The sequence below is a fragment of the Geodermatophilus sp. SYSU D00710 genome (genome assembly GCF_054050195.1).
On the sequence record NZ_JBJGYX010000010.1, the window covers coordinates 74,926 to 100,563 of the forward strand.

Sequence of the window (25,638 nt, forward strand, 5' to 3'; positions counted from 1 at the left end):
GACCCTCTTTCACGGGATGCTGAGTGTCCACGCGCCGCGGCCCAGGGTCGCGGCGAGGAGGACCCTGCTCGCGGGGCTGTAGCGCAGGCGGGGCACCGGGACCGTCGGCAGCCCGGAGCCGAGCTGGGTCCAGCTGGAGCCCGTGGCGGTGGCGGGGGCGGCGAACACGCCCGCGTTGGTGCCGACGACGACGCTGCCGTTGTCGAGGTCGGCGCAGTAGGTGACCGACCGGAGCACGACGCCGCCGAGGGTGAGGAGGTTGCCCGTGACGTTCGTCCAGGTGAGCCCGGCGTCGGTCGTCCGGTGGACGGCGCCGGCGTCGACGGTGAAGGCGGTGTCCGGGTCCGTCGGCACGATCGCGATGCCCCGCACCGGGCTGCTGCCGGGATAGCCGGCGGACACCGCGAGGGGTGCCGGAGGAGGCGCGGTGCGGACGAACAGGCTGGTGCCGGATCCGACATACAGCAGGTCGGCGTTGCCCTGGGCGCCGTAGGCGATCGGCGCGGCCAGTCCGGCATTGATGCTGTTGACCTGGATGCCGGGGCCGATCGCGGTGACGGTGTCGCCCTGGTCGTCGGACTCGTAGACCCCGTTGGCGGCACCGATGACCAGTCGCGTGGCCACCACCTGGTTCAGCTCGAGCGGGGTGTAGAACTGGGCCGCGATCGGAGCGCCGGGTCCGAGCACCTGCATCGGGATGAACACGCGGCTCTGCAGGGCGCCGCTGGCGGTGTAGACCTCCCGGCGAAAGCCGCGGAGTTCCTGGAAGCTGGAGTAGCGGACCGACAGGCCCGGGGTGGTGGTGTCGTCGACCACCACCACCGCGCCGTCCCCCGTGGAGACGCTCGGCCACCGCGGTGCCACGGCGGCCAGCTCCTGCGGGGTCCCGGTGTCCTGCGCACCGCCCAGGGCCGTCCGGGTGTTGGCGTCCCAGGCGCCGGAGTGGAACTCGGTCGCCTGCAGGTCGCCGATCATCGAGACCCAGTCGGCGGTGTCGCTGCGCGGATTCCTTCGCCGGTAGATGCCGCCGTCGTCACCCTCGATCAGGTCGCCGCGGGCGTCGATCGCCATGCTGCGTGAGTCGGCGTGCGGCGCGGTCCCGGATGCGGTGTGCGAGTGGGTGATGTGCGAGGCCTGGCTGCCGGTCGGACGGCCCGCGTCCACCCGGAAGAGCCGGCCGGTGTAGTCGCGTGCGCCGATGCCGTTGGGGAAGCGCTGGGTGGCCGTGGGGAGAGCTTCCGTGCGATCCGGCTGCCGGTCACCGCCGATGTAGACCACGTCGTGGTCGACGTGATCGGCGGCCAGGGACAGGTGGATGCCGGCCTGCCGGCCTGGGTGCAGGCCGATGCGCACCTGGGTGGTCCCGACCGTGCCCTCGACCGTCGTGGGCAGGTCGAGCGCCGTCCACGTGGCGCCGCCATCGCCGGAGCGGAACAGCCCGGTGAGCCGCCCGTCGGCGATCGCGACGTAGACGTCGTCGGCGGTGCCCGTCGCGATCTTCACGTTGACGGCCCGGGGGAGCAGGGCGTCCATCGCCGCGGTGCTGACCTTGGCCCAGGTTTCCCCGGTGTCGGTGCTCCTGAAGATGCCGCCGGTGCCGACGTGCGCGAACAGGTGGGTGGGCGTGGTCGGGTCCCCGGCGAGCGCGAACGAGACACCGGCCGGTAGTCCCGTACCGGCCGCGCCGGAGACCGGCGCCCAAGTGGCGCCGGCGTCGGTCGTGCGGAAGATGCCGGCGTTGTTGGCCGCGACGACGATCGTCGGGCCGCGAGGGATGACGTCGCAGATGTGGAAGGCCCTGAACTGACCGGCCGCGTCGTGCACGGTCCAGGTCGCGCCACCGTCCGTGGTTCGGAGCACCCCGATGAGCGCCCCGCCGATGCGGGCGAGGCTGCTGAAGCGGCCGCTCCCGGCGACCAGGGTCGCGTGCGTCGCGTCGGTCGGGTCGAACTGCAGCGCACCGATCGACAGGGAGGGGAGGTGATCGGTGAGGTGGTCCCACGTCGGCCTCGCGCTGGTCGCGTTCCTGGTCCGCCACACGCCCCCGTTCACCGAGCCTGCGTAGACGATGTCGGGGTTCGACGGGTGCGGGGCGACCGCCTTGATGGCGCCGACCACCTCCTTGTCCACGAGGCCCTCGACCTGGCCACCCGTGATCGGCCGCGGACCCTGCCTGGTCCAGATCCCGGTCACCGCGCGGCCCACCGGAGGACGACGCGACGGGACAGGAGATCGCCGATCACCGCGCCGACGGCCACCAGCGGGATGTCGATCAGCAGGAAGGCCCAGCTGATCCGCCACTCACCGGAGACCACCGTCGCCAGCACGCCCGCGACCACCGAGAAGGTCAGGCCGACGAGCACGCGCCGCCGGGCGGTGAGGGATCCGAGCAACAGACCACACAACAGTCCTGCCGTGATGGGAAAGAGCTCGGCCACGGGTCCTCCTGCGTGTGTTCGGCCTCGGTGGACGGCACCGTCGGCGACATGTCGGGTGCACCCCCGTGAACCCGGGTGGCGTGGCGCGCTCACGGAGGAGATGGACCACCTCTCGAGGGCGTAATGGTCCTGAGGCGTCGTTACCGTCCCGTCATCGTCCCGTCACCGCGTCCGGTGAGGTGACGCCCCCGTCACGTGATCGGGGGGATCCGCCGCTGCTCCCTGGCCTCCGGCTCAGGCGCCGACGCCGGCTCCGGCTCCGGCGGCAGCGCCGGCTGCGTGGGGGAGTCCGGCGGCAGAGAGGACACGGACGCCGCGGCCTCGGGCATCAGCTGGGGGGCCGTAGCGCCGGAGGAGAGGTCGTCGGCGTGCCCGTACAGCCCCGGGTGCAGGAACCGGCCCTGTTCCTCTAGAGGCTTGTCCTGCTCCACGACGATCCGGTTGGCCTCGGCCCACGGATCCTGTCGCACGCCCGTGACCTGCCAGGAGACGGTGACGCCCGGCTTGTCGGTGCGGATGGTGAAGGTGTTGTCCGTGATCTCGCTCTCGACGGTGGCGAGGGCGAGCGCGCCGATCGGGGTCAACTGGAAGCGGTGGTCGCGGTTGAGGGCGGCGAAGAAGTCGGGGAGTCGGACTGTCGCCCGGCCGTCGTCGCCGGTCTCGACGACGCCGACGTAGAGGTTGACCATGTCCGGCGACTCCACGAATGAGTGCGACAGGTACTTGTCCTCGGGAGCCAGGGGATGGTCGATCAGGAACCCGCCGCCCGACTTGTGCAGGAAACCCTTCACGACCACGGCGCTGTTGAAAAAGCTGTTCCCGTCGGCGACGACCTGGCCGTTGAGCCACGACTGGCCCTTGGCCGTGAACTGTCCGTCGACGGTCAGCTGGGCCTTCGCGAACGTGTTGCCCCCGGCGACGACCTGGCCGTTGAGCCACGACTGGTTCTTGGCCGTGAACTGGCCGTTCACGAACGTGTTGGCGCCGGCGACGACCTGGTCGTTGAGCCACGACTGGCCCTTGGCCGTGAACTGTTCGTCGACGGTCAGCTGGGCCTTCGCGAACGTGTTGCCCCCGGCGACGACCTGGCCGTTGAGCCACGACTGGTTCTTGGCCGTGAACTGGCCGTTCACGAACGTGTTGGCGCCGGCGACGACCTGCCCGTTGAGCCACGACTGACCGCTCGTGTTGAGCTGCCCGACGTCGATCCAGGGAGTTGTGAGGGTCGACGCCGACAGTGACGAGGTGTTGACGCTGGTCGCGGTGAGCCCCCATGTCGTGAGGTTCGTCGTGGACAGGTTCGTCGTGGACAGGTTCGTCGAGAACAGGTCGGTGGCGGTCATGGTCGGCGTCGTCAGGCTCGTCGAGGCCGTCAGGTTGCCCACGGTCAGGCCGGTGGCGGCGAGGGTCCCGGTGGACACGGTGGACGCCGTCAGGCTGCCCACCTTGAGGGTGGCGGCCTCGGTCGTCAGGTCGAGTTCCAGAGCGGGAGTGCCGTCGGGGCGGTGGGCGGTGATGGTGGCGGCGCCGATGGTCAGGGGAGCGGAGGTGCCGGGGGTGCCGCCGAGGTGGAGTGGTGCGGCGGGATCGTCCAGCCGGATCTCCAGCCCACCGGCGAGGCCGGCGTAGAGCCCCCCGACGGACCGGTGTCCGATCACCGGTGCGGCGGCCGCCCCGGTGCGGACGGGCCCGGACAGCGTCACTCGTTGCGCGGGCAGCTCGCCGCCGCGACGGAGGCCCGTCTCCAGCCCCGTGACGACCCCGTCCTGCAGCTGGACGAGGGCCAGGACGACGCGCGTGCCGTCGTTGGTGAACCCCTCCGATGCGACCAGCCGCACCCGGGGCGTGTGCCGGTACCGGCGGGTGTCCTGGTCCAGGAACTCGGCGAACTCGACGGTCACGTTGAACGGTCCGCTTAGCGCTGTGCCGCCCGTGCCGGTCGTCGGCAGGGCGACGCCGGTACCGATCACGTCGACGGGGGTGTTCGAGGTCCCCACAAGGGCGCGACCGGCCCCCTCCGCGAGGCTGATGTGCTGGCCGAGAGCGTCGATGGCGATACCGGGGGCCACGGTCAGGCCCGCCGCGTCGACGGTGGCGGAGACGTCGAGCCCGGTGGCGACACCCCATCCGTGCGAGCCGTTGGCATGGATCCGGCCCCAGGCGATGACGAGCTGCTCCTGGTCGAGCTGGCTTTCCCGCGGTTCGGTGGGAGGTTCGTCACGCACGGATCCCGTGCTGTCGAGGTAGCTGCTGCGCGTCAGCGGCACTGCGCCCACGGTCGTCCTCGCTATCCTGTGTCGCCGGCCGCGGCCCGCGCCGCCGCCGGATCCGCTCGGCCGTCCTACTCGTCGGGAAGCATCTCGGTCAGCACCTGGGTCGCCCCCGCGATCCGCAACATCGACTGCTGGAGGGCCGCGGTCTCGCGCTCGAGCTCCGCGAGACGCGCCTGCCCGATCTCCCACTCCTTGCGCAGCTCGGCCAGCCGGTCCCGCATCCTGGCGTCCAGGTCGCTCACCGTGGGCTCTCCTCTCGGTCCGTGCTGGACCGGTCGCTGGGAAGTGCGAGGAGGGACGCCGCCGCAGTGAACCGCGCCCGTGGCACTTCGTCCAGACCCTCCGGCTCCGGAACCGGAGGAACCCGGTCGCTGACCGCCGCGGTCAAGCGCCCACGTAGAACGCCGTCCGCCAGCCCGGCGCCAGGGGGTTCCTGGTCAACAACCCGAGGTGGACCGTGACGCGGACGAGGACCTCCCCGTGCGCGACGTCCTCTGCCGTGAGGGCCGACCCGTCGCCGACCCACGTCAGGTCCGTGGCGTCGGAGTTCCGCCGGTCGATGCTCGCTGCACCGGGCATGCGGTGGGGTTCCCGCCCACCGGGCCACCTGCCACCGGCGGCCGGGATCTCGACCGTGACGTCCACGGCTGCGTCGAGGGTGCGTGCGGAGATCCCCTCGGCGAGCGGGAACGGCAGGTGCAGGCTCAGCTGCCCGGACCACGCGGCCACGGGGACGACGGTGTCCGGCCCGACGGCGACCGGCTCCGCCCCGCCGGCGTCGGTTGTCGCACTGCCCTCTGTCGGGCGCGCGCCCTCGCCCCCGCCGGTGACCGGCGGAAGGTGGAGCGCGTCCGTTGTCGGTCCGGTCAGCGGCGGGAAGATCTTGCGGCACTCCTCAAGGGCCCAGGTGTTGGGGGCGGTGAGCTTGGCGACGGCGAGCCGTACGTAGTGGTGCTCCGGCCCGTGCGGCGCGACGAACTGCGCGACGCCGCCGGCGTCGGCCGGCCACTCGATCTGACGGTCGACAGTCCCGGGCAGGACCGCCGACCGAGCCGGGATGATCCAGTGGTCGCCGGTGCGCCAGCGGTCGCCCTTGACCTCCACCCGGAGGCCGTTGTCGAGCGCGACGGTCGTGCCGGCCGGGGGCACCGGGACGGGCGCCGGGGAGTCCCATCGCCGCACCTTGGGGTTCGTGCCCTTGAAGGCGTCCGTGAGCTGCTTCTTGGGGTCGTCGCCGGGGATGCTGGTGCCCTCGAGCCGCAGCGTCCGGCCGGTGACCGAGCCGACGGTCGCGAGCAGGCCGGGCTCCAGGCGGGCGTCGCTCTCGTCGGTGCTCAACTCCACCAGCGCGCCGGGAGCGAACCCGGCGGCTCCGCCCGGTCCCGGGCGGTCGACCTGGACGTCGAAGTCCTTGGGTGCGGCCGTCCAGGCGGCCAGGACGGCGCCGTTGTCCCGGCTCCACACGAACGTGGGGGCCTTCCCGTTGGGTTTTCCGGTCGTCGGATCGATGTTGCCCTGATGGATCTGCACGCGGTACGTGCGGTTCTCCCGGGGGCGGAACCCGTCGCTGGTCACACGCAGCTTGCCGCGCGTGTCGGTCCCGGTCGCGTCGCGCTCGATGAGGGCGTTCCACTCGGGCGCGTTCGTACCGCACGTCAGGGTGGCTCCTGCGACCTGCAGCGCCCTCGCCTTCCATAGCACCTGCATCCGGGTGGCGGTGTCGGGTCCGCCGAGGGCCACCTCGCGGATCGTCGGATCCTCGACGGCCGTGACGGTCCGTTCCCAGACGTCGAGGTAGACCAGGTAGTTGCCGACGACCGTGGGTGTCTTCTCGAGGTCGGTGGGGACGTCGGCGTCGATGCGGATGCCGTCGACGTAGTAGCGCCCCGCGCCGGTCTGGAGCTGGGAGTTGTCGCCGGCGCGGAGCGCCACCTTGAAGCCGGGGTTGCGGAGCGGCGCGCCGTGCCGCCCGATCAGGTCCGACCGGCCCTGACGCTGCTCGAACAGCGCGATGTCGCGGTCCTCGTTCCAGTCGGCGTCGGTCTGCACCCGGCCCTGCTGCTGGCGCACGGCCGAGTAGCGCTTCCGCGGGTCGAAACTGCGACGCGTGATGTCCCCGGACACGGGCGCTCCCTCACCGTTCGAAGACCGCTCCGGCCGAAAGGCCGAAGCGGAGGTCCTGCCGCAGGGCGGCGTCGAGGTTCACCATGCGCAGCGGATGCCCGAGGTGGTGCCACACCCCGGGCTCGCCGCCGTCGGCGGCGGTGGTCCGCAGCTCGGCGGCGGCGGACGGCGACAGCACGAGGAATCCCGGGGTGCCGAGCACCTCGCTGTCGAAGGTCGGTCGCATCCGCGACACGATGGCGCGCCGGTCCGCAGGATCGACGTCCGCCACCGCGAGGTCTGGCTGGCAGCGGTAACGGCGTGGTGCCCGCGGCGCGTCCGGCAGGTAGCAGTAGCGGACGAACCCCTGCTGTCGTGTGCCGATCTCGTAGCTCTCGTCCTGCCCCTGAGGACGCACGTCCGCAGGATCGAGGAGGCACTCGCTGGCCTGCAGCGTGCGGCCCTTCAGCGTGCCGAGCACCGTGCAGCGGTCGACTTCGAGGGCCGCCCCGGGCAGGTCGACGGCTGTGCGCAGGATGGCGCTCTCGGTCGCGCGCAGCGCGGTGATGCTCACCCGTGGTGCCCCGCCGGCCGCCGACGCCCGGATCGGGCCGAGGAGCACCGTGCGGGTGAGGTCGATCGTCAGCCCGCCGTTGCTCGCCGCGTTGCCGTCCTTCGCGACGACGATCCCGGCCGCCACGGTGCAGTGCACCAGCTCGAGGCGGTCGAGCCGACCCGGCGCCACCACGACCCGGCCGTCGACCAGCAGTCCGTTGAGGCCGAGCGCTCCGGGCCGGGCGGCGCTGTCCTCGCCGGAGCCGACCACCGTGAGGTCGCCCGCGATCTGCGGTCGGACCAGGGCGGGCACGACCTCCCCGGGCAGCCGCGTGAACTCGCCGCCCGGTCCGGTGCGGATCGGCCAGGTGGCCGCGACCAGGTACAGCCGCGCTCCGTCCGGTACCTGCACCTGCGTCGTCGGGGCCGCGTGCCGACGGCTGTCCGCGATGACGATCACCCCGACGGCGGCCGCCCGGCGGTCGCGGGGCACCGCGTCGATCCACCGGTTCCAGGCGAGGACCGACTCCTCGAGGGTGCGGTGCAAGCCCGGTCGGGCGCCCGGCGCGGGATCGTCCCGGGCGACGCCGAACTGCACTAGTACGGGGTCGGGGCCGACCTGGGCCCGCCACGACGCGAACCGGTCGAACGGTCCAGCCCCCAGCCGGCCCGGTGCTCCCTGCACGTAGTCCACGACCACCTCGTCGACGGGTCCATCCTCGGCGGCCAGTACCAGCGTCCCCTGCTCGGGATCGACGTACGCCGTGCCCTTCGGCGGTCGCTCGGGAGGGCGACGGCCGCCCCGCTCCGCGAGATCCCACGGGGCCACGACCAGCGGGACCTCCTGCGGCGGCCCCCCGTCGTACTGCGGGCGTCGCACCCGCACCGCGACCGGCGGCCAGGGGTCACCGGCCAGGTCGGTGCGGCTGAGTGCCCGGGTTCCGCCGGCCCGCGCGCCGGTGCCGCCGGTGTCCTGCCCCGGGCGGGAGAACAGCGGCACGCGCGCGCCCAACGGGTCGAAGGAGTACCAGTCGTCGGCGTCGGGGACCGGGCGCGCGGTCGCGCGGCTGATCTCGTGGGGCTGGGCGCGCCACAGGTGCAGCGCGATGTTGGGCACGTTGTACCGGGGCACCCCCTCGGTCAGCGGGCGGATGTCCGCGGTGTGGCTGAACGTCTCGAAGGCCCGGTCGATGCGGTCGAGACGAGCGGGGTGGCGCAGGTCCACGGTGCCGAGCCCGGCGGGCGGTGAGCTCACGGCGCTCCGACCGAGGTGCGAAGTGGTGGCGGTCAGCAGCAGCTGCTCGACCGCATACGCCGGGTACCCGGTGACGTCGCGGGCGAGCCGCTCCAGCGCGGCGGTCGTGCCCCTGCGCCGGATCCGGTGGAGCCCGTTGGCCACGTACCCGCGCTGCGACACCGATGCCGACGTCCCGCCGCGCAGCCGGGGGAGGCCGAGCGCGTCGCCGAGGTACGGCGTCAGGGCCTCCTCGCAGGTCTCGACGAACCAGTTGTCCCAGGTGGACTCGGCGGCCGCTTCGATGGCGGCCAGCTCGCGCTCTAGGACCAGCAACAACGCCCGCAAGGGGCCCCCCTCGGCCGCGTCGCGCAGCCGGTGGACTGCGGGCAGGAGGGCCAGCAGCCGCTCGGACCGCTCCGTCACGGCGCCTCCCGCACGCTGATCCGGCTCGCGGGGGAGTCGAGGTCGAGGAGCAGCAGCTCCGCGGGAGTGACCTGGACGCCGTCCCACCGCGGCACGTGCGCCAGTAGCACGCCCCGCTCCGCCGGTCCGCGCGGGCCGGTGAGCGTCTCGAGGTCGACCGCGACGACCCCGGACGCCCGCTGGGCCGTGCCGACGACCTCCGCCGCGGCGACCGGCTGGCCGAACTGCCGGGCCGGGAACGAGAAGGCGGCCGTCAGCGCGGCGCGGGCCGCGGCCCCGACGGCGACCGCGTCGGCCCCCTGCTCGGTGAGCAGGGTCAGCCGCACGGTGAACGGCTGCTGCACGTGGCGGTCGACGACCGTGAGGTGAGCGGGGTCCTGGCGGGCCCGCACGGCGCCGTGCAGCGCCTGGGTCAGGGGTCCGTCGGGGTCCAGCACCTCACCGGCGGCTCCGGCGACGGTGAGGTGCACGACCCGCTGCCGGCCGTCGTGCAGGTCGGACGCCAACGCCTTGCCGATACCGGGGAACGCGGCGGCGAACGTCCCGTAGTCCGCGAGCGACACCAGCCGGTCCAGCGCCACGCCCGTCCGCGTGCCCGAGCGCCCGGCCGTGTCCGGCCGCTCGGGGTCGGCGGCACCGCTCGTCGGCGCGGGATTGGTGACGCCCTGCAGCCCGAGGGGACGGTTGCGCAGCAGGCTGAGCTGGCCGGCCCCCAACCGGCCGGGGGTGCCGATCCCGGCGCGGTAGGTCGCCCGGACGTTCTCCACCCCGGTCGGAACCCGGGCGCCGCGCCGGCCGTCACCGAACACGACCGTCGTCGAGTCGTCGTGCTCCCGGCGCAGCAGATACACCCGGTCTCGGGGACCGGCCGTGTACAGGGAGTCGACGCGGTCCCACCGCACGCCGTCGATCCGGACCGTCAAGGCCGGCTCGACGCCCTGGCCCTCCACGGCGACGAAGGTCAGCGGCTTGTGGCGGAGCGTGAAGCTCTGCCGGTCGACCGCGGCGTCGCCGCAGCCGAGCACCTCCTCCGGCACCGTTCCACCCGGGCCGAGCCCCTGCTCCGGCACGGTCGCACCGTGCGTGGCGAGGACGACGTTGGCGTGGACGACGACCGTCGGACGCCGGAGCGGCGGCAGCTCGTCGTCGACGGTGAGTTCGGGGCCGTCGGCGACCTGGGTACGGACGACCCGCGGCCGGCCGTCGGTGCCCTCCCCGACGACCAGCACCGGCCGCCCCGCGGGCAGGGGGACCACGAGTGGTTCCGCCAGGGGGACGCGCCTGCCCTGCAGGGGTGTCGGGTTGGGCTCGTCGACCGTCGGCAGCACCCGGCTGCCGAGCAGTACCCGCGTGCCCCGCCGGTCCAGCTTCCCCAGCGCCTGCTTGGCCTTCGCCGGGTCGGTCGCCCCGAACGTCACGCGGGTGACCCGACCGGAGAGGGCGAAGTCGACCCGCGCCGCCGGCGCTGCAGTCTTGACCCGGTACAGCTGGACCTCTCCGCCGCCGTGCAGGCAGATCAGGCCGCCGATGATGGCCTCGGGGTACTCGCGGTCGAGGTCGACGACCGGGTCCGTCCCGGGGGCGGACAGCGTCCGGTCGTTCGCCATCCCGAAGCCGATCCATGCCGCGTTCTCGCTCGGCGGTGGCGGGGTGATGCCCGGCGTGCTGCTGGGCAGCATCCGCGGGTCCGGCGCGTTCCAACCGAACAGGCCGCCGGTACCGGCGAAGGCGACCACCTGCAGTGGGCCGTCCCGCAGCGCCGTCCCGGTGAGGGGCTCGCCCAGCGTGACGATTGTGTGGTCGGACGCTGGATCGGGCGTGACGGCCGTGGCCGGGTGCAGTGCCCAGGCCCCGTCGCCCTCCCCCGCTCCGGAGCGGAGAACGAGCCCGTCGCCCGGGACGAGGCCGGTGGTGAGGCCGGCCAGGTGGAGCGTGCGGACGGTCGCGCCGCCGGTGTGCTGCCGCGTGCGCCTCGCCGGTAGCGCGTTCCACTCGGCTCGCGCGCGCAGTTCCTCGGTGGTCTCGAAGGTCACCGGCAGCTCGCCCTGACCCGCCGGGACGCTGAGCACGGCGTGCCCGGCCGGGACGACCACCTCCCCGTCGTGGGCCGGGTCGACGGTGAACGAGAGATCGGCCGTCGCCGCCACCCCCGGCCCGGGCTCGTAGCCGAGCCCCGCCAGGATCTCGCGCACCGACCGGTCCTCGGTGGCCGTGCTCAGGAACCCTTCCGCCAGGATCCGCTCCTGGTAGAACGTCAGCACGTCGCACACCGCGGCGAAGGCGTCGACCAGCGCGACAGTGGGGTCGTCGGACGCCTGCGTCGTGAGCCCCTGGAGCGGCCGCGAACCCGCCGGCCCGGCGTCGGGCGGCACGACCTGGCGGGGCAGGCCGCGCAGCATCCGCTCCCGGAAGCTCGACCAGGTGCCGAGGCTCCGGCCGGCGGCCTCGTCCTGGCTCACCGTCCGCTCTCCAGGAGGAACTCGATGCGGCCGTGCTCGACGGCGTCGGGGTCGCTGTCGCACCGGGCGATCTCCGACGGGCCGATCGCGACGCGCAGTGGCTGGTCGCCGGCCGCCTCGGGAAGACCCCACCGGCGAAACCGGACGGCCTGTGCCGCCGCAACGCCGGGCACGCCCATGGCCCCGGTCACCACCTGGCTGCGCCACACGCTCGTGCCGAAGGTGAACCGGTCGGGATGGAAGAAGCCGAGCCGACCGCCTGGCAGGGGCCCCGCGGAGAATTCGCGACGCAGCGCCTCGTGCACGTCGTCGGCGAAGTACCCGTCGGCCACCCGTACCTGCAGGACGATGTCGAGCCCGACGTAGGCGGGAAGCAGGACCTCCAGGCCGTACCCGGCCAGCCGCCTGCCGCCGAGGCGGGCGATCAGCTGATCGCGCACGACGTCGGGCTCCGCCCCGGCCACCGGGTCGGGAGTCACGTACACGGTCGGCCAGCTCCCCGTCCATCGGATCTCGGCAACGGCGTTCTGCACGTCGGGGTGCGTCCGGGCCTGCTCCACCCAATCGGCCTCGGTCACCGCCCGCTCGCGGACGCGCAGGGCGAGGGGGGCGTGCAGCTTGACGTCGTCGATGCTCTCCGCCCGTCGGCCGCCGATCGCCGGCAGGGGGTTGCGCACCCCGACGACCGCACCGGACAGCTGCGCCGCCACGGCGGCGCCGGCGACGAGGTGCCGGATCCCGTCGGCGCCGACGTTGCCCGAGGGCCCGTTGCCGACGCGGTAGGTCGCCGCGAAGCCGTCCAGCTCGACCGGGTGCCGGCCAGACTGCCCGTCGCCGAAGCGCAGCTGCACGGACCCGTCGGACTCCGGTTCCACCACGAACGCGCGCGTGTACTCGTAGGCGTCGAGGAGGTCGGGCAGGGGGGTCCACGTCTCGCCCTCGCCGTGCACCTCGATGACGGGCACCGCCGCGGCCGGGTCCTGGACGAGGCTGGCGGAGGCCGGCGCGGCCGGGTCGACGGCCGTCGCCCACGTCAGGTGGGGCCGGTCGAGCCGGACGCGGAGGCGGTGCCCCCAGGGCCGCAGGGCGAGGCGCTCCTGGGCGACGGTCCGGCCGTGGTCGACCAGGACGAGGTTGCCCCGCGCGACCGCGACCGCGAGCCGGCCGGCACGAACCGGCAGGGGGAACGGCAGCGCGTCGTGCTCATGCCACCGCACCAGCCGGACCCGCGCGTCAGGGAACAGCGGGTCGTCGAGCGGCTCGCCGACCTCGACGAGCCGCACGACGTGCCGGCGGGCCAGGTCGAGGTCGTCCGGCGGGCCGTTCTGCTCGAGGGCGAGGAAGTCGCCGGGCGCCAGCCGCAGCCGGCCCTTCCCGTCCGGGCCCTGAGGGTCGACAACGGCCGCCTCGGTCGCCCCCTCGGCTACGGTGAAGTCCTCCGCCGCCCACGAGTGGAAGGAGATCGCGTTGTGAGCGGCGCAGAATGCGACTGGCCCGGCGAGCGCCTCGAAGACCTCCGGGCCGAGAGCCAGCGTCCCCGGCCATTCGTCCGGCTGGAGCACCGGGCCGCGCGCGGGTACCCGGGTCAGGAACATCGCGCCGGGCCGCAGCGCCGAGCCGACGACCTCGACGCCGGCTGCGAGCTCCAGCTGGACGAACGCGCGAGCGTTGCAGCCCTCGTGGACGGTGTAGTCGAGCAGCCGCGCATGCCGGCGGACCGACGGGCGGGTGCGGGCCGTGCCCAGGTACGCCTCGGTCGCCACCGCGTCCTGAAAGTACGCCACCTGGTCGGCGGCGTAGGCCAGGACCTCCACCAGGGTGGTGCGCAGCTCGGCGGGGTCGTCGGAGACGTCGGCGGGGGCGAGCAACGCCAGCCGGTCGAACATCAGCCGCCGGAAACTGGCGAAGTCCCGCGCCAGGTAGTCCAGCTCCGGTTCCTGCGGGGGAGTCGGAGTGCCCGTGTCGCCTCGCAACGGGTCGGACTCGGCGTCGACGTGGAAGAAGAACGCCACCTCGGAGAGCACCGGGTCGAACTCCGCAGGAGGCCGGTCGTCCTGGCCGAGCTCCAAGCGGTAGCGCGTGTGGTCGCCCGGGCGGTCGACGAGCACGAACAGCCACTCGGAGATCGGCCGGTAGATCACCCTGAGCTTGTTGGTGACGTGGTCCCGTTCCACTGGCGTGGTGATCCGCGTCCACTCCTGGTTGGTCGGCGTCAGCGTGGCCAGACCGGCGGCGAAGACGACCTGCGGGTCGCGGGTCGCCACCCCGCCCGTGACGCGGACCTGCCAGCGATCGAGCCCAGCGAGCCCTCGCTGGTTGAGCAGTTTGATCAGGAGCACTCGCCGGCGGAGCGAGGACGGCGTGTCGGAGTAGTCGGGAACCTCGAGGAAGTCGATCGCGTTGACCGCGTCCTGGCCGCGTAGCCGGGCGAGCCGACTGGGGGCCGCGCTGGGGAACGAGGTCGCCACGGTCAGCGTCCCAAGGACAGCGAGGCGACGTCACTCTCCCCCGTGGCCCGCACCACGTACCTGACGGTGACGGTGAGGGAGGCCTCCGTCCCGGAGGGTTCCACGTCCACGGATTGCACGTCGAGCCATGGTGCGAGCCACTGCTGCAGCGCACCGCCGACCAGGTGCTGGGCCGCGGTGGCCGCCTGGCCGGAGCTCGGCTCGAAGACGAGCTGGTGGGCGCCGGTGCCGAAGCCGGGCCGCATGACCCGGTCGCCCGGGGAGGTGAGCAGGACCTGCTCGAGCAGTTGGCGGGCGTGTGCGGCCGCGTCGGCCGGCCGGGCGGTGCGGCCGGTGGGGTCGAGCCCGTACGGAAAGGCCATCCCGGTCACCGGCCCGCCCCCCGCGGTTGGGTCGCCGACACGATCGGCGGCCCCTGCGGAGCCTGCTCCGGGCTGTGGCAGGCGGCGGTCGACCCGGTGAGGAGCAACGGCACGCGACCGACGCGGACCTGGGCTGCACCGGCGGTCCAGCGCACGGTCGTGCACGGCGACGGCTTGCCGCCGGGGAGTGTGAAGGCGCACCCGGTGACCGTCCCGACGTCCTGCGAGGTGAGCGCGGGGGAGCCGGCGATCCGGACCCTCGTCTGCCCCGGACGGTGGGCGACCGACCCGCCGTGCGGGCAGGTGAGCGTGCTGGCGGTGGTGAGCGCCGCGGGCATCTCACACCACCTGCAGCGCGCCGTTGTTGACGTCCACCTGCTTGACGTCGAGGGAGATGACGCTCGATCCGAAGCTGATGGTGATGCCCTGCGTCGAGCAGGAGATCGTGCACGGGGTCTGCACGACCGGAGGGCCGACACGCAGTCGCAGTCCGCCGCCCGGTGCGTCGTCGAGCGTCACCTCTGAGGCCGCCGTCGTGATGGTGCGGACGCTCGGCAGGAGTGCAGCGGTCGGGATGGACTGCTCGTCCCAGAAGCAGCCGCTCCAGATCGGCCGGGAAGGGTCGCCCGCCTCGAACTCCACCCACACGTTGCTGCCGATCCCCGGCAGCATGTAGAAGCCCTCGCCCCGGCCGGCGAAGGGCACACACGGCATCGCGGGCACGACGCCGGTGCCCAGCACTCGGGGGCAGGTGACGAGCAGCTTGCCCATCCGGTCGATGTCGGTGTTGCCAGCGACCTTCCCGCGGTACTTCCCGTAGTACCTGTTCACAGCTGCGCCACCCGCTCCCTCAGCGCGCCGGTGCCCTCGCGTTCGAGGGTGAACGACTGCTTCCAGTTGCCGCGCGCGATCGTGTGCGTGACGGACTGCACGTACCAGGTGCCGTCCATGGTCCGGCCCACCCCACGGACGTCGACCAGGCCGCGCGCGGCGAGGGCGGTCCCGTAGCGCGCGACGTCCACCTCACCGCTGGCGGTGACGGCCCCTTTGGTGGAGCGGAAGACCTCGCCGGTCGCCCGCCACAGGGCCGCCAGCACCTTGCCGCCCTCGTCGTCGGAGAGCCGCTTCACCCCGAGGAACGGCAGGTTGCCCACGTACGCAGGGGTCGCCGCCATCGGCTGACCTGTGTACGGCAGGCCGATCACCGGGATCGGCAGGTTCAGCCGTTCCTCCTGGACCAGCCCGAAGACCTGCTTGGGCTTCGTGCCGTCGGACTGGAAGGAGATCGAGCCGACGTCGGAGGCGGCGCCCATGCGCCACGTGAGGGCTCGCTGTGGCACGCCCGCGCGGATCGGCGGCCCCCAGTAGGCGGTGCTCACGCCCCGGGACGGACCGGGCTGGACGTAGAACGTATAGCCCCAGCGCTCGGCCATCTCCGTGAGGATGGCGAGGAACGTCCCGTTGCGCTGTGGGACGGACCGCGTCGGGGGAGTGACGATCATCGCGGGCTCGGGCACCACCAGGGGAACGACCCCGAGCGCGGCCAGCGGCGCGAGGAGCACCGTCGCGATCATGGAGTCGGACATCCCGGGGAACTCGAGCTGCACCTCCACGAGGTCGAGCATCACGCCGAGGTCCTCGCCGGTGACCGTGAGCCGGGAGGCGTTCGGTTCGGCGGCGGGGGCCAGGGCGAGGTGGGTGACGATGCCGTCCATGAGCACGTGCTGGCGCCCGGCGAGGGCGGCCGTGATCTGCACCCGGTTCCCGATCTTGAACGTGCGGTCGTGGAGCTCACGCACGTCGTCCCGGCCGTCGCGGCGGTCCCGACCAGCCACGAGGACGATCTGGAAGCCGCTGCGCGCGCCGTCCTGGACCGTGACCGACACCTGCTCGACGGCGCTGAGCAGGCCGGGTGCCAGCGGAGCCGGGATGACCGGCCCGACGAACAGGGCGAGGGAGGCGCCGCTGATCACGACGCGCCCGGGACGAGGAGGGCCGTGCCGGAACGGCGCACGAGCTCGTCGGGGTCCATGGCCTCGTTGGCGTCGCAGATCCGCCAGTACTGCAGGGGGTCGCCGAGGGTGCGCGCGGCGATCCGGTCCAGCCGGTCGTCCTCGGTGACGAGGACCCGCCCGATCGGCACCAGCGCGGCCGCCCGAGGCAGGAACCGGCGGGTGACGTAGACGATCTGCCGGCCGTCCACGGTGGTGTGGGTGGCCGTCGGCAGGTCGGCGTAGCGGCTGTCGGGTTCGAACACGGCGCCTACAGGGGTGGTCGGACGCCGCTGCCGAGGACGCCGTCGAGCGCCCCGGTGACCGCACCAGCGGCGAGAGTCTCACGGCCGATCTGCCCGGCAAGGGTCAAGGCGTGCGCCGGGTGGCCCGTGGGTAGATCGGCGTAGGTCAGCACGCGCATGCCGAGGGTGACGCGGGCGAGCGTCGGGTTCAGCGCGGCGTCGTGGGCCTCCTCGGTGACACCGAGTTCCGTGAGCGCGACCGGGAGCACGCGGCGGGGGCCCCAGACGAACAGGCTCACCGGCCCGGGGGGCGGGAGGATCTCGATGGCACCCGACGCCGCAAGGCGCAGGTTGGACAGCACGTCCGCGGACCGCGGCGTGACCAGGCCCTGCAACGCTGCCAGCTGCGGGGCCACACCGAGTGCGCCCAGTCCCACCTCCTGCGCGTCGCTGGAATCGAGGACGAGCTCCACGCGCACCGACTCTCTGGGCGGGCCGGCGAGCTGCCCGGCCTCCCGGCCGCCCACCGCGCCCTGCACCTCGAACGTCCGGGTGAGGGTGTGCGGGTTGTACTGGAACGCGACGACGGTGCGGGCCAGGCTGGTGGGCTCGATCGAGACGACGGCGCCCCGCAGCGTCCGCGGAGACCCGGGGAAGGTGGTCATCGAGCCCTCCTCGTGGGAGCACCGCGGCCAAGCTAGCAGCGGCGGGTGTGGCTGGGGAGTACGTCGTTCACGGGCACGGGCGGTACGAGCGCCCGCACCGCGAGGGGGCCGCCAGGGCGGGTGTGAACGCGGGCAAGGGGGATCAGGGCGGGCCGATGAACGCCTTGACCGCCTTGAGCGAACTCCGCCGCCAGCCGCCCTTCGCGTGATCCCACACCGACCAGCGCTTCGCCGTCTGGTCGTAGTGGAAGATCGCGAACCTGGGACGACCCATCTGCGGGCCGGTTGGGTGCGGTCGGGCGAGGGGGCCGCTCGGCCGGATCCGGCCCCGCGGACCGCCGGTGAGTAGGACCGCGTGGCGGGTCCGGCGCAGCCCGGCGCCGCCCGCCTGCACGGACGTCCGCAGACCGGCGCGTTGCAGGCCGATCTGCTCGGTGAGGTAGAACACGCCTCTCCTCGAGCGCACCGACTTGCACTCGACGATGCATCGCCTGCCGAGTCCGTCCGGGCGGGTCCCGAGCCAGCTGCGCGGTCGGAACCGGTTGTTGTTGGGGATCCCCACGAGGTCGAGGAGCCTCTCACCGATGCCGCCGCGCTTGCTGTTGCGCCACATCTGGGCCATCGCCAGGCGGTGTTCTTGCTTGCTCAGCTCCGGCGTGAACCTCTGGATGGCCTGTCGTGAGAAGCGCCCCTGTTTCTGCGCCTGAGCCATCCGGTATCGCTTCCACCGCCAGTTGTTGGCCGCGACGCTGTGCCTCCCGGTCCGTGCCTCGGCGTGGTCGATCCGCTTCCGGAACCACTGGCGCTGCTCGGGCGTGAGGCCCTTCTCGTCGAGGTCGGCCTTGCGCCCGAGCGGCGGGTGCTTCCACTTGTCGAACTTGTGCCTGCTGGCCAGCAGGTAGAGGTCGTGGCTCCGACCGGCGACGGGCGTGGCCTCGAAGCCGCGGATGAACCGGTATCGCAGTCGCAGCACCTGCAGCGCGAACAGCGTCTCCGTGAGGGTGCGGCCGCGGGCCTCCATCCTGTCCGACATCAGTTTCGCCTGGAGCTTGGCCCGCTCCAGCAGGCGGTGCCGGTCGGCCGGGCGGTGTTGGCCGCGGCGGTCGGCCCGCCGCCCCTTGCCCCGCCGGTGCGGCCGGCGGCGCGGCCCCGGGGGGCGGTGCAGGCGCGGCTTCGGCCTGCCCCGCAGCGTGCCGCGCACCCGGCGGGTCAGGCCGCGCATCCACCGCAGCACGTCGTCGAGCCACTTCCGGACCGCCGCGACGAGCTCGCGGATCGCGCCGCGCAGCCTCTGCACCAGCTCGAACACCGGCTCGACCAGCCGGTGCACCTTCCTGATCACCCCGGCGAGCCGGCTGACGACGCGCGCTCCCTGCATCGCGGTCTTGGCGGCCGTGATCGCTGCGGTCGCGCCCGCGGTCAGTGCGGCGAGCACGGCCTCGGTGATCATCTGCCCGACGAGGGCGCCGACGGTCTTGCCCAGCTCGTACGCGACCCCCTTCTTGTTCAGCTCGGCGAGCAGCAGTCGGGCGGCGGCCCGAGCCAGCCCGCCGACGGCACCGCGCAGCGCCGCGCGTGCCGCGTCGAGGAGCTGCCGGAGGTCGTCGCGGCTGAGGCCCTCGGTGACCAGGCGCTGCAGCACCCCGTGGAGGTCGGTCAGCCCGGCCGGGGCGGCCGGGGGACGGTCGCTCGCCGGGGCGTCGCTGGTGGGGACGGTGTCCCCGCCGACTCCGCCTTCCGCCACCGTCCGGGCGCCGTCCAGGTCGGGCGTCCCTTCGGTCGGCGAGGAGCCGTCCTGGTCGGCCCGGACCTCGTCTTCCGGGCCGGTGGTGCCCTCCGGCGCGTCGGTGACCGGTTCCGCATCCGACCCGGTGTCCTCCCGGTCCGGGACGACGGGCTCGCCGACGGTCGAGATCGTGCGGTCGGCTTCGGTGGCCGCAACGGACTCCGGTGCCGCCCGAGTTGCATCGTCGGGCTCCTCCGCGATGGGGTCGGCCGGCCCGAGGGCCTCGGCGGGCTGAGGTGTGTCGGCCGACTCGGCGCCGGCCTGGCGCGTCGTCGCGCGGACCTCGGCCGCCTCGACCGCCGCCAGGTCGGGGGAACCCGTCGAGGCCGGTGGCCTGCTCTGCTCGGCGCGCGCTTCGTCCGACACGGCTTCCCCCACCGGCACCGGGCCGGTCCCGGTGCGCCGCGCGACCCGGTGGAGCGTGCGGGTGCGGCGCATGCGGTGCAGGACGCGCGACCCCGTCCGCACCGCCTCCTCGGCTGTGCGGACGTCGGCCCTCGGGTCGGTGGTCTCGGCCACCGACGCCGCGTCGGCCTCGGGCTCGTCCCCGCCGCCGTCCTCGCCGGGCTCGGGCCGCAGCGTTCCGGTGACCGACCCGACGGCCCAGGAGGTCAGCTTGAACGGCAGCTGCATCAGCCAGACCACGGCCTGCAGCAGGAACACGACCGTGCCGGCGGTCGAGTCCCAGATACCCGCGAGCGTGCCGACGATGAACCCCGCGGCGAACTCCGCGTTGCCGGCGTAGAGGCTCGCCAGCAGGTCGACGGCCCCCACCTTCTGCGCATCCGGAGCGGCCCGCAGGCCCTGGAGGAAGTTGAGGAGGCCCTGGTGCAGGATCAGCAGGCCCACGTCCGCCGGCTCCGGCAGGAACCGGACGAACCGGATCGCGACGTCGAGCAGGAAGTTGAGGATCGCCGGCTTGTAGCAGTCGGGGAGCACGTGCAGCCAGACGTTCCCGGCGAGGAACGCCACCAGGCCGACCGGGAACGTCGCCAGCGCGAGCACCAGTCCGACCGCGACGTCGAGCAGCCTGCGAGCGTCGCGGGCCAGCTCCCGCAGCAGCCCGGCGACGAAGCGGACCGTCGCGGTCAGGCAGGACAGCACGGCCGCGAGCAGCCGGCGCACGGGCGCGGTGATCCGGTCGACCGCCCGGAGCACGGCGTCCAGGAGAGCGAGACCGGGCCTCCAGGTGAGGATCGCCTCGACGACCCCGAGCACCGTCGAGCCCCAGGCGCTCACCACGCCGGCCGCGGTCCGCGCCAACTCCGTGACCGCCTGCAGGACGTCGGTCACGAGTGGCAGGACCGCGCCGGCGAGCGTCTCCGCGGCCCGGGCGAGCCAGGCGCCGGCGCCCGAGACCACCCGCCCCGCGAGGTCCTGCAGCGCTGTCCATAGCTGTGGCAGTCGGGCGAACAGGTCGAACAGCGGCGCCAACGGGCTCTCCTCGGACAACCAGCGCCATGCCGCGCGCAACCCGTCGAGGAGCGGCCGCAGCCCGTCGACGAGGGTGGCCCAGAGCGACTGGATGCCGCGGCGCAGCGCCTCGACCGGGTCGATGTCGGGGTCGATGCCCAGTGCGACCGCGACGTGCCGCCAGACCGTCCGGGCCACCTCGCCGAGCGTGTCGAGGACCGTCGCGACGCCGGCGCGGATCTCCTCCCACCACCGGTACACGGGGGCCGCGACGGCGTGGACGAAGTCGAAGAAGTCGACGACGGCGTCGAGCTGTGCGGCCGCCTCCTCCTGCGCGTGCCGGCGGAGGAAGTCCTGGATCTGCTGCGCGGCCGGGGAGGCGAGCATCTCGTCCACGACGGCCAAGGCGCCCTGGAGCCGTTGCTGGAACGCGGCGCACCGCTCGACCCGCTCCTCGGCGGACTCCTGGGTCGCGCGCTCCGCGCAGGCTGCGTCGATCTGGAGCTCGTCCAAGGTGCGTTCGAGGTCGGCGAGGCCGGTGACCTCCAGTGCGGTGGTCACCCACGCGTCGAGTCGGCCGGCGGCCGCGTCGACGGCCGCGTCCAGTCCGTCGTCGAGCAGGGCGGCCAGGGTCGGGAACTGCTGGCGGAGGAACGCCATCAGGCCGTTGGCCAGCAGCGCGTCGAGGTCGGCCGCGACCTGCTGGACGCCGGCCCGGAGCTCGTCGAGCACCTGGCGCACGACCGTCTTCAGGCCGTCGATAGTCCGGTCGACCGTGCGGTGCAGGTCGGCAGCCCAGTCGTCCAGCGCCGCCTGCGCGTCCGCCAGGAAGGCGTGGATGCGGTCGACGTACCGCCGCCCGAGCTCGCCCAGCTCGCCCGGCAGGTTCGCGGCCAGCAGGTCGAGCAGGGCGGCCATCCCGTCCAGCAGGCCGGAGATGACGCGGTGCGCTGCGGTGACGATCCGGTGGCCCAGCGCGGCTGCGGCGTCCAGCACCGCGGTGATGGCGCGCCGGACCGCGACGAGGAAGGAGTCGATCCAGTCCACGAGCCGCGCGATCTGCTCCCGGGCCCAGTCGAGTCCACGCTGGAACCAGCTGCGGTCGGCGCTCCGCTGCGCGGCCGACCGTGCGCGGGTGCGGGCCTCGTCCCACTGGCGAGACGCCTCGACGCGCGCGTCGGCAACCACCCGGTCGGCCCGTGCGTTCGCGTCGCGCTGCACGGTGTCGGCTGTGGCCAGCCGGGACCGGCGGATCTCCTGGGCCTCGCGACCGCGGCGTTCGACGAGTTCGTCGCCCGCCGTCGTCCACTCCCGACGGTGCCGAGCCACGCCGTCGCGTGCCCGCACCCGCAGCGCGTCGCGCTCCCGGCCGGACTCGTCGCAGGTCCGACCCAGTTCCCCCCGGGCCTTCTCGATGTCGGTGTCGACGCGGGCGCGGGTGTCCTCGACCCCGTCCGCCTGCTGTCGCAGGCGCGCCAGGTCGGCGTCGGGCACCAGCACGACCTGCCCGATGGGCACCGTGCCGACGTTCTGGTCCGTGGCGACGAGGTCGAACCGGGCCTGCTGGATCTGTCCGTCGACGTCGACCTCGGGCACCTCGACGCCGTCGAGGTGCCGGTCGTGCCCAGCGGTGGGGTCGCGCGCCGGGGCGAGGCGGCGCTCCCCGAAGTCCTGCGTCGCCTGGCGCCGCGCTGCCGCCGCGGCTTCGTCCGCACGCTCGCGGAACGCCCGCTCGACGGGCGGGGCGCGGGCAGGGTCGGCGGACCCCTCGCGGGCCACGGCCGGCGACCTGACCTCGCGCAGGGGCGTCCGCGTGGTCTCCCGGATGTGGTCGTCAAGCCGGCGTTGCCCGTCGGCTCGGACCCGCCGCTGGTCGTCGTCGAGCGCGGTGAGGTCGGGCGGCGGGGCCCGCGCCGGAGCGACGTCGACCTGCCGTCGCACGACGTCGCGGGCATGGTCGACTTCGGTCGTGTCGGGCTCGGGAAGCTGGGGTTCGGGCAGCTCCTCCCGTGGACGGACGGGCGGGGCGGCCGGTGGCGGGCCGCGGGCGAAGGGGCGCGCGTCCGGCGCGGTGGCGAGCGCCGGGCAGTCCACCAGGTCCTGCCCCTTGACTGTCCGCCGGCCGGCGTCCCAGGTCCCCTGGGTTTGGATGATGACCTGCCGGAGCTCGAGGCGCCGGTCCCGGGCGGGCGCGGGAGGAGCGGCGCGCTGTCGCCCACCTGCCTGGGTGGGCCCGGGTGCGGCCCGGGTCGCCGGCGCTTCGGCAGGGCCCGGCGCCTCCCCGGTGCCGGGCTCCTCCCCGGTGTCCGGCGCCTCCGTGGCGACGGCCCGCGCCGGCCCGGGCTCTGGCTGTTCCTCGGGCGCCTCGGGCTCTGGCACCTCCTGGTCGACGCCCTCGGCCGGGGCTCGAGCCGGGACGGGCTCCGGCTCTGCGGGGTCGGGGCGCAGGTCGGTGAGGGCGGGAGGCCCGCCGGCCGCAGGGTCGGGGTCGCGGACGAGGAGCGCGGTCCGACGCAGCGCTAGCGCGCCGGGGACGAGACGGGCGCGCAGCCGCGCCGGCCCGGACCGCCGTGCCAGCGCCTCCGCCTCCCGCTCGGCCGGATGGTCGGGAGGGAGCGGCACCCCTGCGGGAAGGGTGGCGCCCGCCCCCGGGCCACCGGCCTGCAGGACGTGCGCGACCTCGTGGGCCGCGGTGACGGCGTCGGCGGGGTCGCGGAGCAGGATCACGTCGCCGGATGCCGCGCCGCGGGCGTCGAGGTGATCCAGGAGGGACCGGACGGCCGGACCGGAGTGCACTCGCACCCCGGTGAGCGACGCCCCGAAGCGGCGCTCGAGGTCCGCGCGGCCCGGCAGCGGGCGAGCGGAGTCCCGCGTGGCGCGCGTCCACCGGCCCGCGAGCCGGCCGGGACTCAGGTGGTCCAGCAGCGTGGGCCCGTCCGGGTCCCGGTCGGCCAGGGACGTCGTGTGGACCGGAGGTGGCGCGGCGGCGCGCACCGGTGGGCGGGTCGGGGGGGCCCACGCCCGGTCCGCCGAACGCGCGACGGCCCGCTCCTTCACCGCGGCTCCCGGTCGAGCGCTGCGTACACGGACCGCGCCAGCGCCGCGCCGAACAGCAGCGGGTTGCCGTCGGGCCGGGCACCCACGACCGTGGCCGCGCGGTCGTGGGCGCCCGTGGCCGCCCGGGGGGCGCGCTCGGTGACCAGGCGGGTCAGCTCCCGCTGGAAGACGGCGGCCACCAGGTCCCGGCGGGCGGCGGGGACGCCGCCGAGGTCCAGCTCGTCGATCGTGAGGGCGACGAGCGTCACGGACGGAGCCGTGGCGGACGTCAGCGGGGTCAGGTCCATCCGCGTACCTCCGCCGGCGTGAGCGGGCGGCCGAGCTTCGCGGACTCGAGCTCCGCCGCGACGCGCAGGGTCCGCATGCTGACCGGCTCGCCGGCGTCGGCGGCCAGGAACGCGGCGTTGCGCGCGATGCTGCGGATGTTGCCTCCCGACACCGACAGCCGGGCGAGCGCCCGGTGATCCACCCCGTCCAGCGGCACGCCCGGAGGGAAGATCCGCCGCCAGATCTGCTCGCGCAGGTCGAGGTCCGGGAACGCGAACTCGACGACGAACGGGATGCGCCGCAGGAACGCCTGGTCGAGGTGCTCGCGATGGTTGGTGGTGAGCACGGCGAGGCCGCCGTAGGACTCCATCCGCGACAGCAGGTAGCTGACCTCGATGTTGGCATGCCGGTCGTGGCTGTCGCGCACCTCCGTGCGCTTGCCGAACAGAGCGTCGGCCTCGTCGAACAGCAGCACGGCGCCGCCGGCCTCGGCGGCGTCGAACACCCGGCGCAGGTTCTTCTCCGTCTCTCCGATGTATTTGCTCACCACGGCCGAGAGGTCGATCCGGAACAGGTCGAGCCGCAGCTCCGTGGCCAGCGCCTCGGCGGCCAGCGTCTTGCCCGTGCCGCTCGGCCCCGCGAAGACCGCGGCCGCGCCGCCACCGCGCGCCCCGGGCGGCGTGAAGCCCCACACGTGGTCGACCACCGCCTTGGCCCGCGAGTGCGCCATCAGGGCCCCGAGCGCGGCGCGCTGATCGGCCGGCAGCACGAGATCGTCCAGGCGGGCGCGGGCGACCGACCGCTGGGCGAGGTCCTCCAGCTCCGGATGCGCCTGCACCCGCGCCGCGTCCTCCAGCAGCAGGACGGGGTCGGCGCCGGGATCGGCCCGCAGGCCGGCCCGGGTCGACACGACCGCGGCGTCCAGCGCTGCCGCGCCCAGCCGGAACCGGGCCACCAGCCGCTCCAACCCGGCCTCGGGAGAGAGGTCACCCAGCGCGCCGCGCCACTGCGCGAGCTGTTCGGCGAACGGCGGGTCGCCGACCCGCAGCCGACTGAGCGGCTCACCCGCGCGCGGGACGACCCCGCAGCTGACCACCGGCCCCTCCGCACGCCGCGCGACGTCGAGGGCAGCACGCCGGGCGGCGGGGTCGCCGGCGTCCTCGAGGTCGACCACCAGGCACAGCGGTTGCAGCCGGCACTCCCGCGCCCACAGCGCGAGGAACTCCTCGGTCTCCTCGGGGTCCGCCGGGGCGGCGGATGCGGGCAGCCGAAGGGCCATCCGGTCGCCCGCGGCCGCCGCGGCGATGGCCATGCCGTCAGCGGGGACCTCGCACCACAGGTGGACCCGCTCGGCCCCCCACGCAGCCCGCAGCCGGTCGGCCACCGCGGCGTGGCCGGCGGGCAGCACACCCGGACGCGGGAGCATCACCACGCGCCGCGCCACGCGCGGGTCCAGGTAGTGGGCTCCCATGAGGGCGTGCAGCACCCGCTCCTCGACGAGGACCGCACGGTCGGTCAGCACCTCACCGGAGGAGAGCCGGACGAGGCGGGCGGCCCGCAGCGGTGCAGTCGGCAGCAGGGCGTTCCAGTCCGGGCCCGGCAGCACGGCCAGCGCGAGCCCGAACGTCGGCCAGGGGCGTTGGTCGCTGCCGTTGAGCGCGGCGAACTCGGTGTCGACGCCGGGGTGCAACTCGAGCAGGACCGAGAGGAGCAGCACCCCCCGCTCGAACGGGGTCAGGTCGAACGCGGCGGTGAGCTCGGCGAGCACCGAGCCGGGCCGAGGATCGGGCAACGGGGTTCGGGCGCGTTTCTCCGCGGTCATCCGCAGGCGCTCGTGAACCGCGACGAGGGCAGCGCTCAAGTCGTCGCGGGAGAGCTCCTCGACGGCCGGCACGG

The 25,638-nt window shown here is 74.2% G+C and carries 16 protein-coding genes; all 16 read right to left on the reverse strand.

Annotated features, from left to right (window positions below; all coding sequences use genetic code 11):
- Positions 1 to 9 precede the first annotated feature (9 nt).
- Positions 10 to 2,193 (reverse strand): hypothetical protein, encoded by a 2,184-nt coding sequence (locus ACI78U_RS06955; RefSeq protein ID WP_456874554.1) that lies wholly within the window; start codon positions 2,191 to 2,193, stop codon positions 10 to 12.
- Positions 2,190 to 2,438, reverse strand: coding sequence for a hypothetical protein (locus ACI78U_RS06960; protein ID WP_456874555.1), 249 nt, complete (start codon positions 2,436 to 2,438; stop codon positions 2,190 to 2,192). Before ACI78U_RS06960 ends, ACI78U_RS06955 begins: the two co-directional genes overlap by 4 nt.
- A gap of 191 nt (positions 2,439 to 2,629) precedes the next feature.
- On the reverse strand, positions 2,630 to 4,714 hold the full coding sequence (locus tag ACI78U_RS06965) for a hypothetical protein (protein ID WP_456874556.1): 2,085 nt from the start codon (positions 4,712 to 4,714) through the stop codon (positions 2,630 to 2,632).
- Between the two features lie 65 nt (positions 4,715 to 4,779).
- Positions 4,780 to 4,953: a hypothetical protein gene (locus ACI78U_RS06970; protein WP_456874557.1), complete on the reverse strand. Its 174-nt coding sequence runs from the start codon at positions 4,951 to 4,953 to the stop codon at positions 4,780 to 4,782.
- 142 nt (positions 4,954 to 5,095) lie between these two features.
- Positions 5,096 to 6,835: a DUF6519 domain-containing protein gene (locus ACI78U_RS06975; protein WP_456874558.1), complete on the reverse strand. Its 1,740-nt coding sequence runs from the start codon at positions 6,833 to 6,835 to the stop codon at positions 5,096 to 5,098.
- A 10-nt stretch (positions 6,836 to 6,845) separates the two neighbouring features.
- Positions 6,846 to 9,029 carry a hypothetical protein gene (locus ACI78U_RS06980; protein ID WP_456874559.1) on the reverse strand — a complete coding sequence of 728 codons (2,184 nt, stop codon included), beginning with the start codon at positions 9,027 to 9,029 and terminating at the stop codon, positions 6,846 to 6,848.
- On the reverse strand, positions 9,026 to 11,488 hold the full coding sequence (locus ACI78U_RS06985) for a hypothetical protein (protein WP_456874560.1): 2,463 nt from the start codon (positions 11,486 to 11,488) through the stop codon (positions 9,026 to 9,028). Before ACI78U_RS06985 ends, ACI78U_RS06980 begins: the two co-directional genes overlap by 4 nt.
- Complete coding sequence (locus tag ACI78U_RS06990) at positions 11,485 to 13,956, reverse strand: hypothetical protein (protein WP_456874561.1); 2,472 nt, start codon at positions 13,954 to 13,956, stop codon at positions 11,485 to 11,487. Before ACI78U_RS06990 ends, ACI78U_RS06985 begins: the two co-directional genes overlap by 4 nt.
- Positions 13,957 to 13,958: 2 nt before the next feature.
- Positions 13,959 to 14,318, reverse strand: coding sequence for a GPW/gp25 family protein (locus ACI78U_RS06995; RefSeq protein WP_456874562.1), 360 nt, complete (start codon positions 14,316 to 14,318; stop codon positions 13,959 to 13,961).
- Positions 14,319 to 14,657: 339 nt separating this feature from the next.
- Positions 14,658 to 15,149: a phage baseplate assembly protein V gene (locus ACI78U_RS07000; RefSeq protein ID WP_456874563.1), complete on the reverse strand. Its 492-nt coding sequence runs from the start codon at positions 15,147 to 15,149 to the stop codon at positions 14,658 to 14,660.
- Positions 15,146 to 16,291 carry a hypothetical protein gene (locus ACI78U_RS07005; protein ID WP_456874564.1) on the reverse strand — a complete coding sequence of 382 codons (1,146 nt, stop codon included), beginning with the start codon at positions 16,289 to 16,291 and terminating at the stop codon, positions 15,146 to 15,148. Before ACI78U_RS07005 ends, ACI78U_RS07000 begins: the two co-directional genes overlap by 4 nt.
- The gene (locus tag ACI78U_RS07010; protein WP_456874565.1) at positions 16,288 to 16,575 is read right to left on the reverse strand and encodes a LysM domain-containing protein; all 288 of its coding nucleotides are present in this window, start codon (positions 16,573 to 16,575) and stop codon (positions 16,288 to 16,290) included. The genes ACI78U_RS07005 and ACI78U_RS07010 overlap by 4 nt, the downstream gene beginning before the upstream one ends.
- Before the next feature lie 5 nt (positions 16,576 to 16,580).
- Entirely contained in the window at positions 16,581 to 17,219 is a 639-nt protein-coding gene (locus ACI78U_RS07015) for a hypothetical protein (protein ID WP_456874566.1), read from the reverse strand.
- Between the two features lie 142 nt (positions 17,220 to 17,361).
- Positions 17,362 to 23,412 (reverse strand): eCIS core domain-containing protein, encoded by a 6,051-nt coding sequence (locus tag ACI78U_RS07020; protein ID WP_456874567.1) that lies wholly within the window; start codon positions 23,410 to 23,412, stop codon positions 17,362 to 17,364.
- A 59-nt stretch (positions 23,413 to 23,471) separates the two neighbouring features.
- Positions 23,472 to 23,723 (reverse strand): hypothetical protein, encoded by a 252-nt coding sequence (locus tag ACI78U_RS07025; RefSeq protein WP_456874568.1) that lies wholly within the window; start codon positions 23,721 to 23,723, stop codon positions 23,472 to 23,474.
- Positions 23,724 to 23,752: 29 nt separating this feature from the next.
- Complete coding sequence (locus ACI78U_RS07030) at positions 23,753 to 25,636, reverse strand: ATP-binding protein (protein ID WP_456874569.1); 1,884 nt, start codon at positions 25,634 to 25,636, stop codon at positions 23,753 to 23,755.
- Positions 25,637 to 25,638: the final 2 nt, after the last annotated feature.

Bases quoted from the DNA above. Each gene is read 5' to 3' on its own strand.
- ACI78U_RS06995 (WP_456874562.1), bottom strand. From the start codon at position 14,318: ATGGCCTTTCCGTACGGGCTCGACCCCACCGGCCGCACCGCCCGGCCG.
- ACI78U_RS07015 (WP_456874566.1), bottom strand. From the start codon at position 17,219: ATGACCACCTTCCCCGGGTCTCCGCGGACGCTGCGGGGCGCCGTCGTC.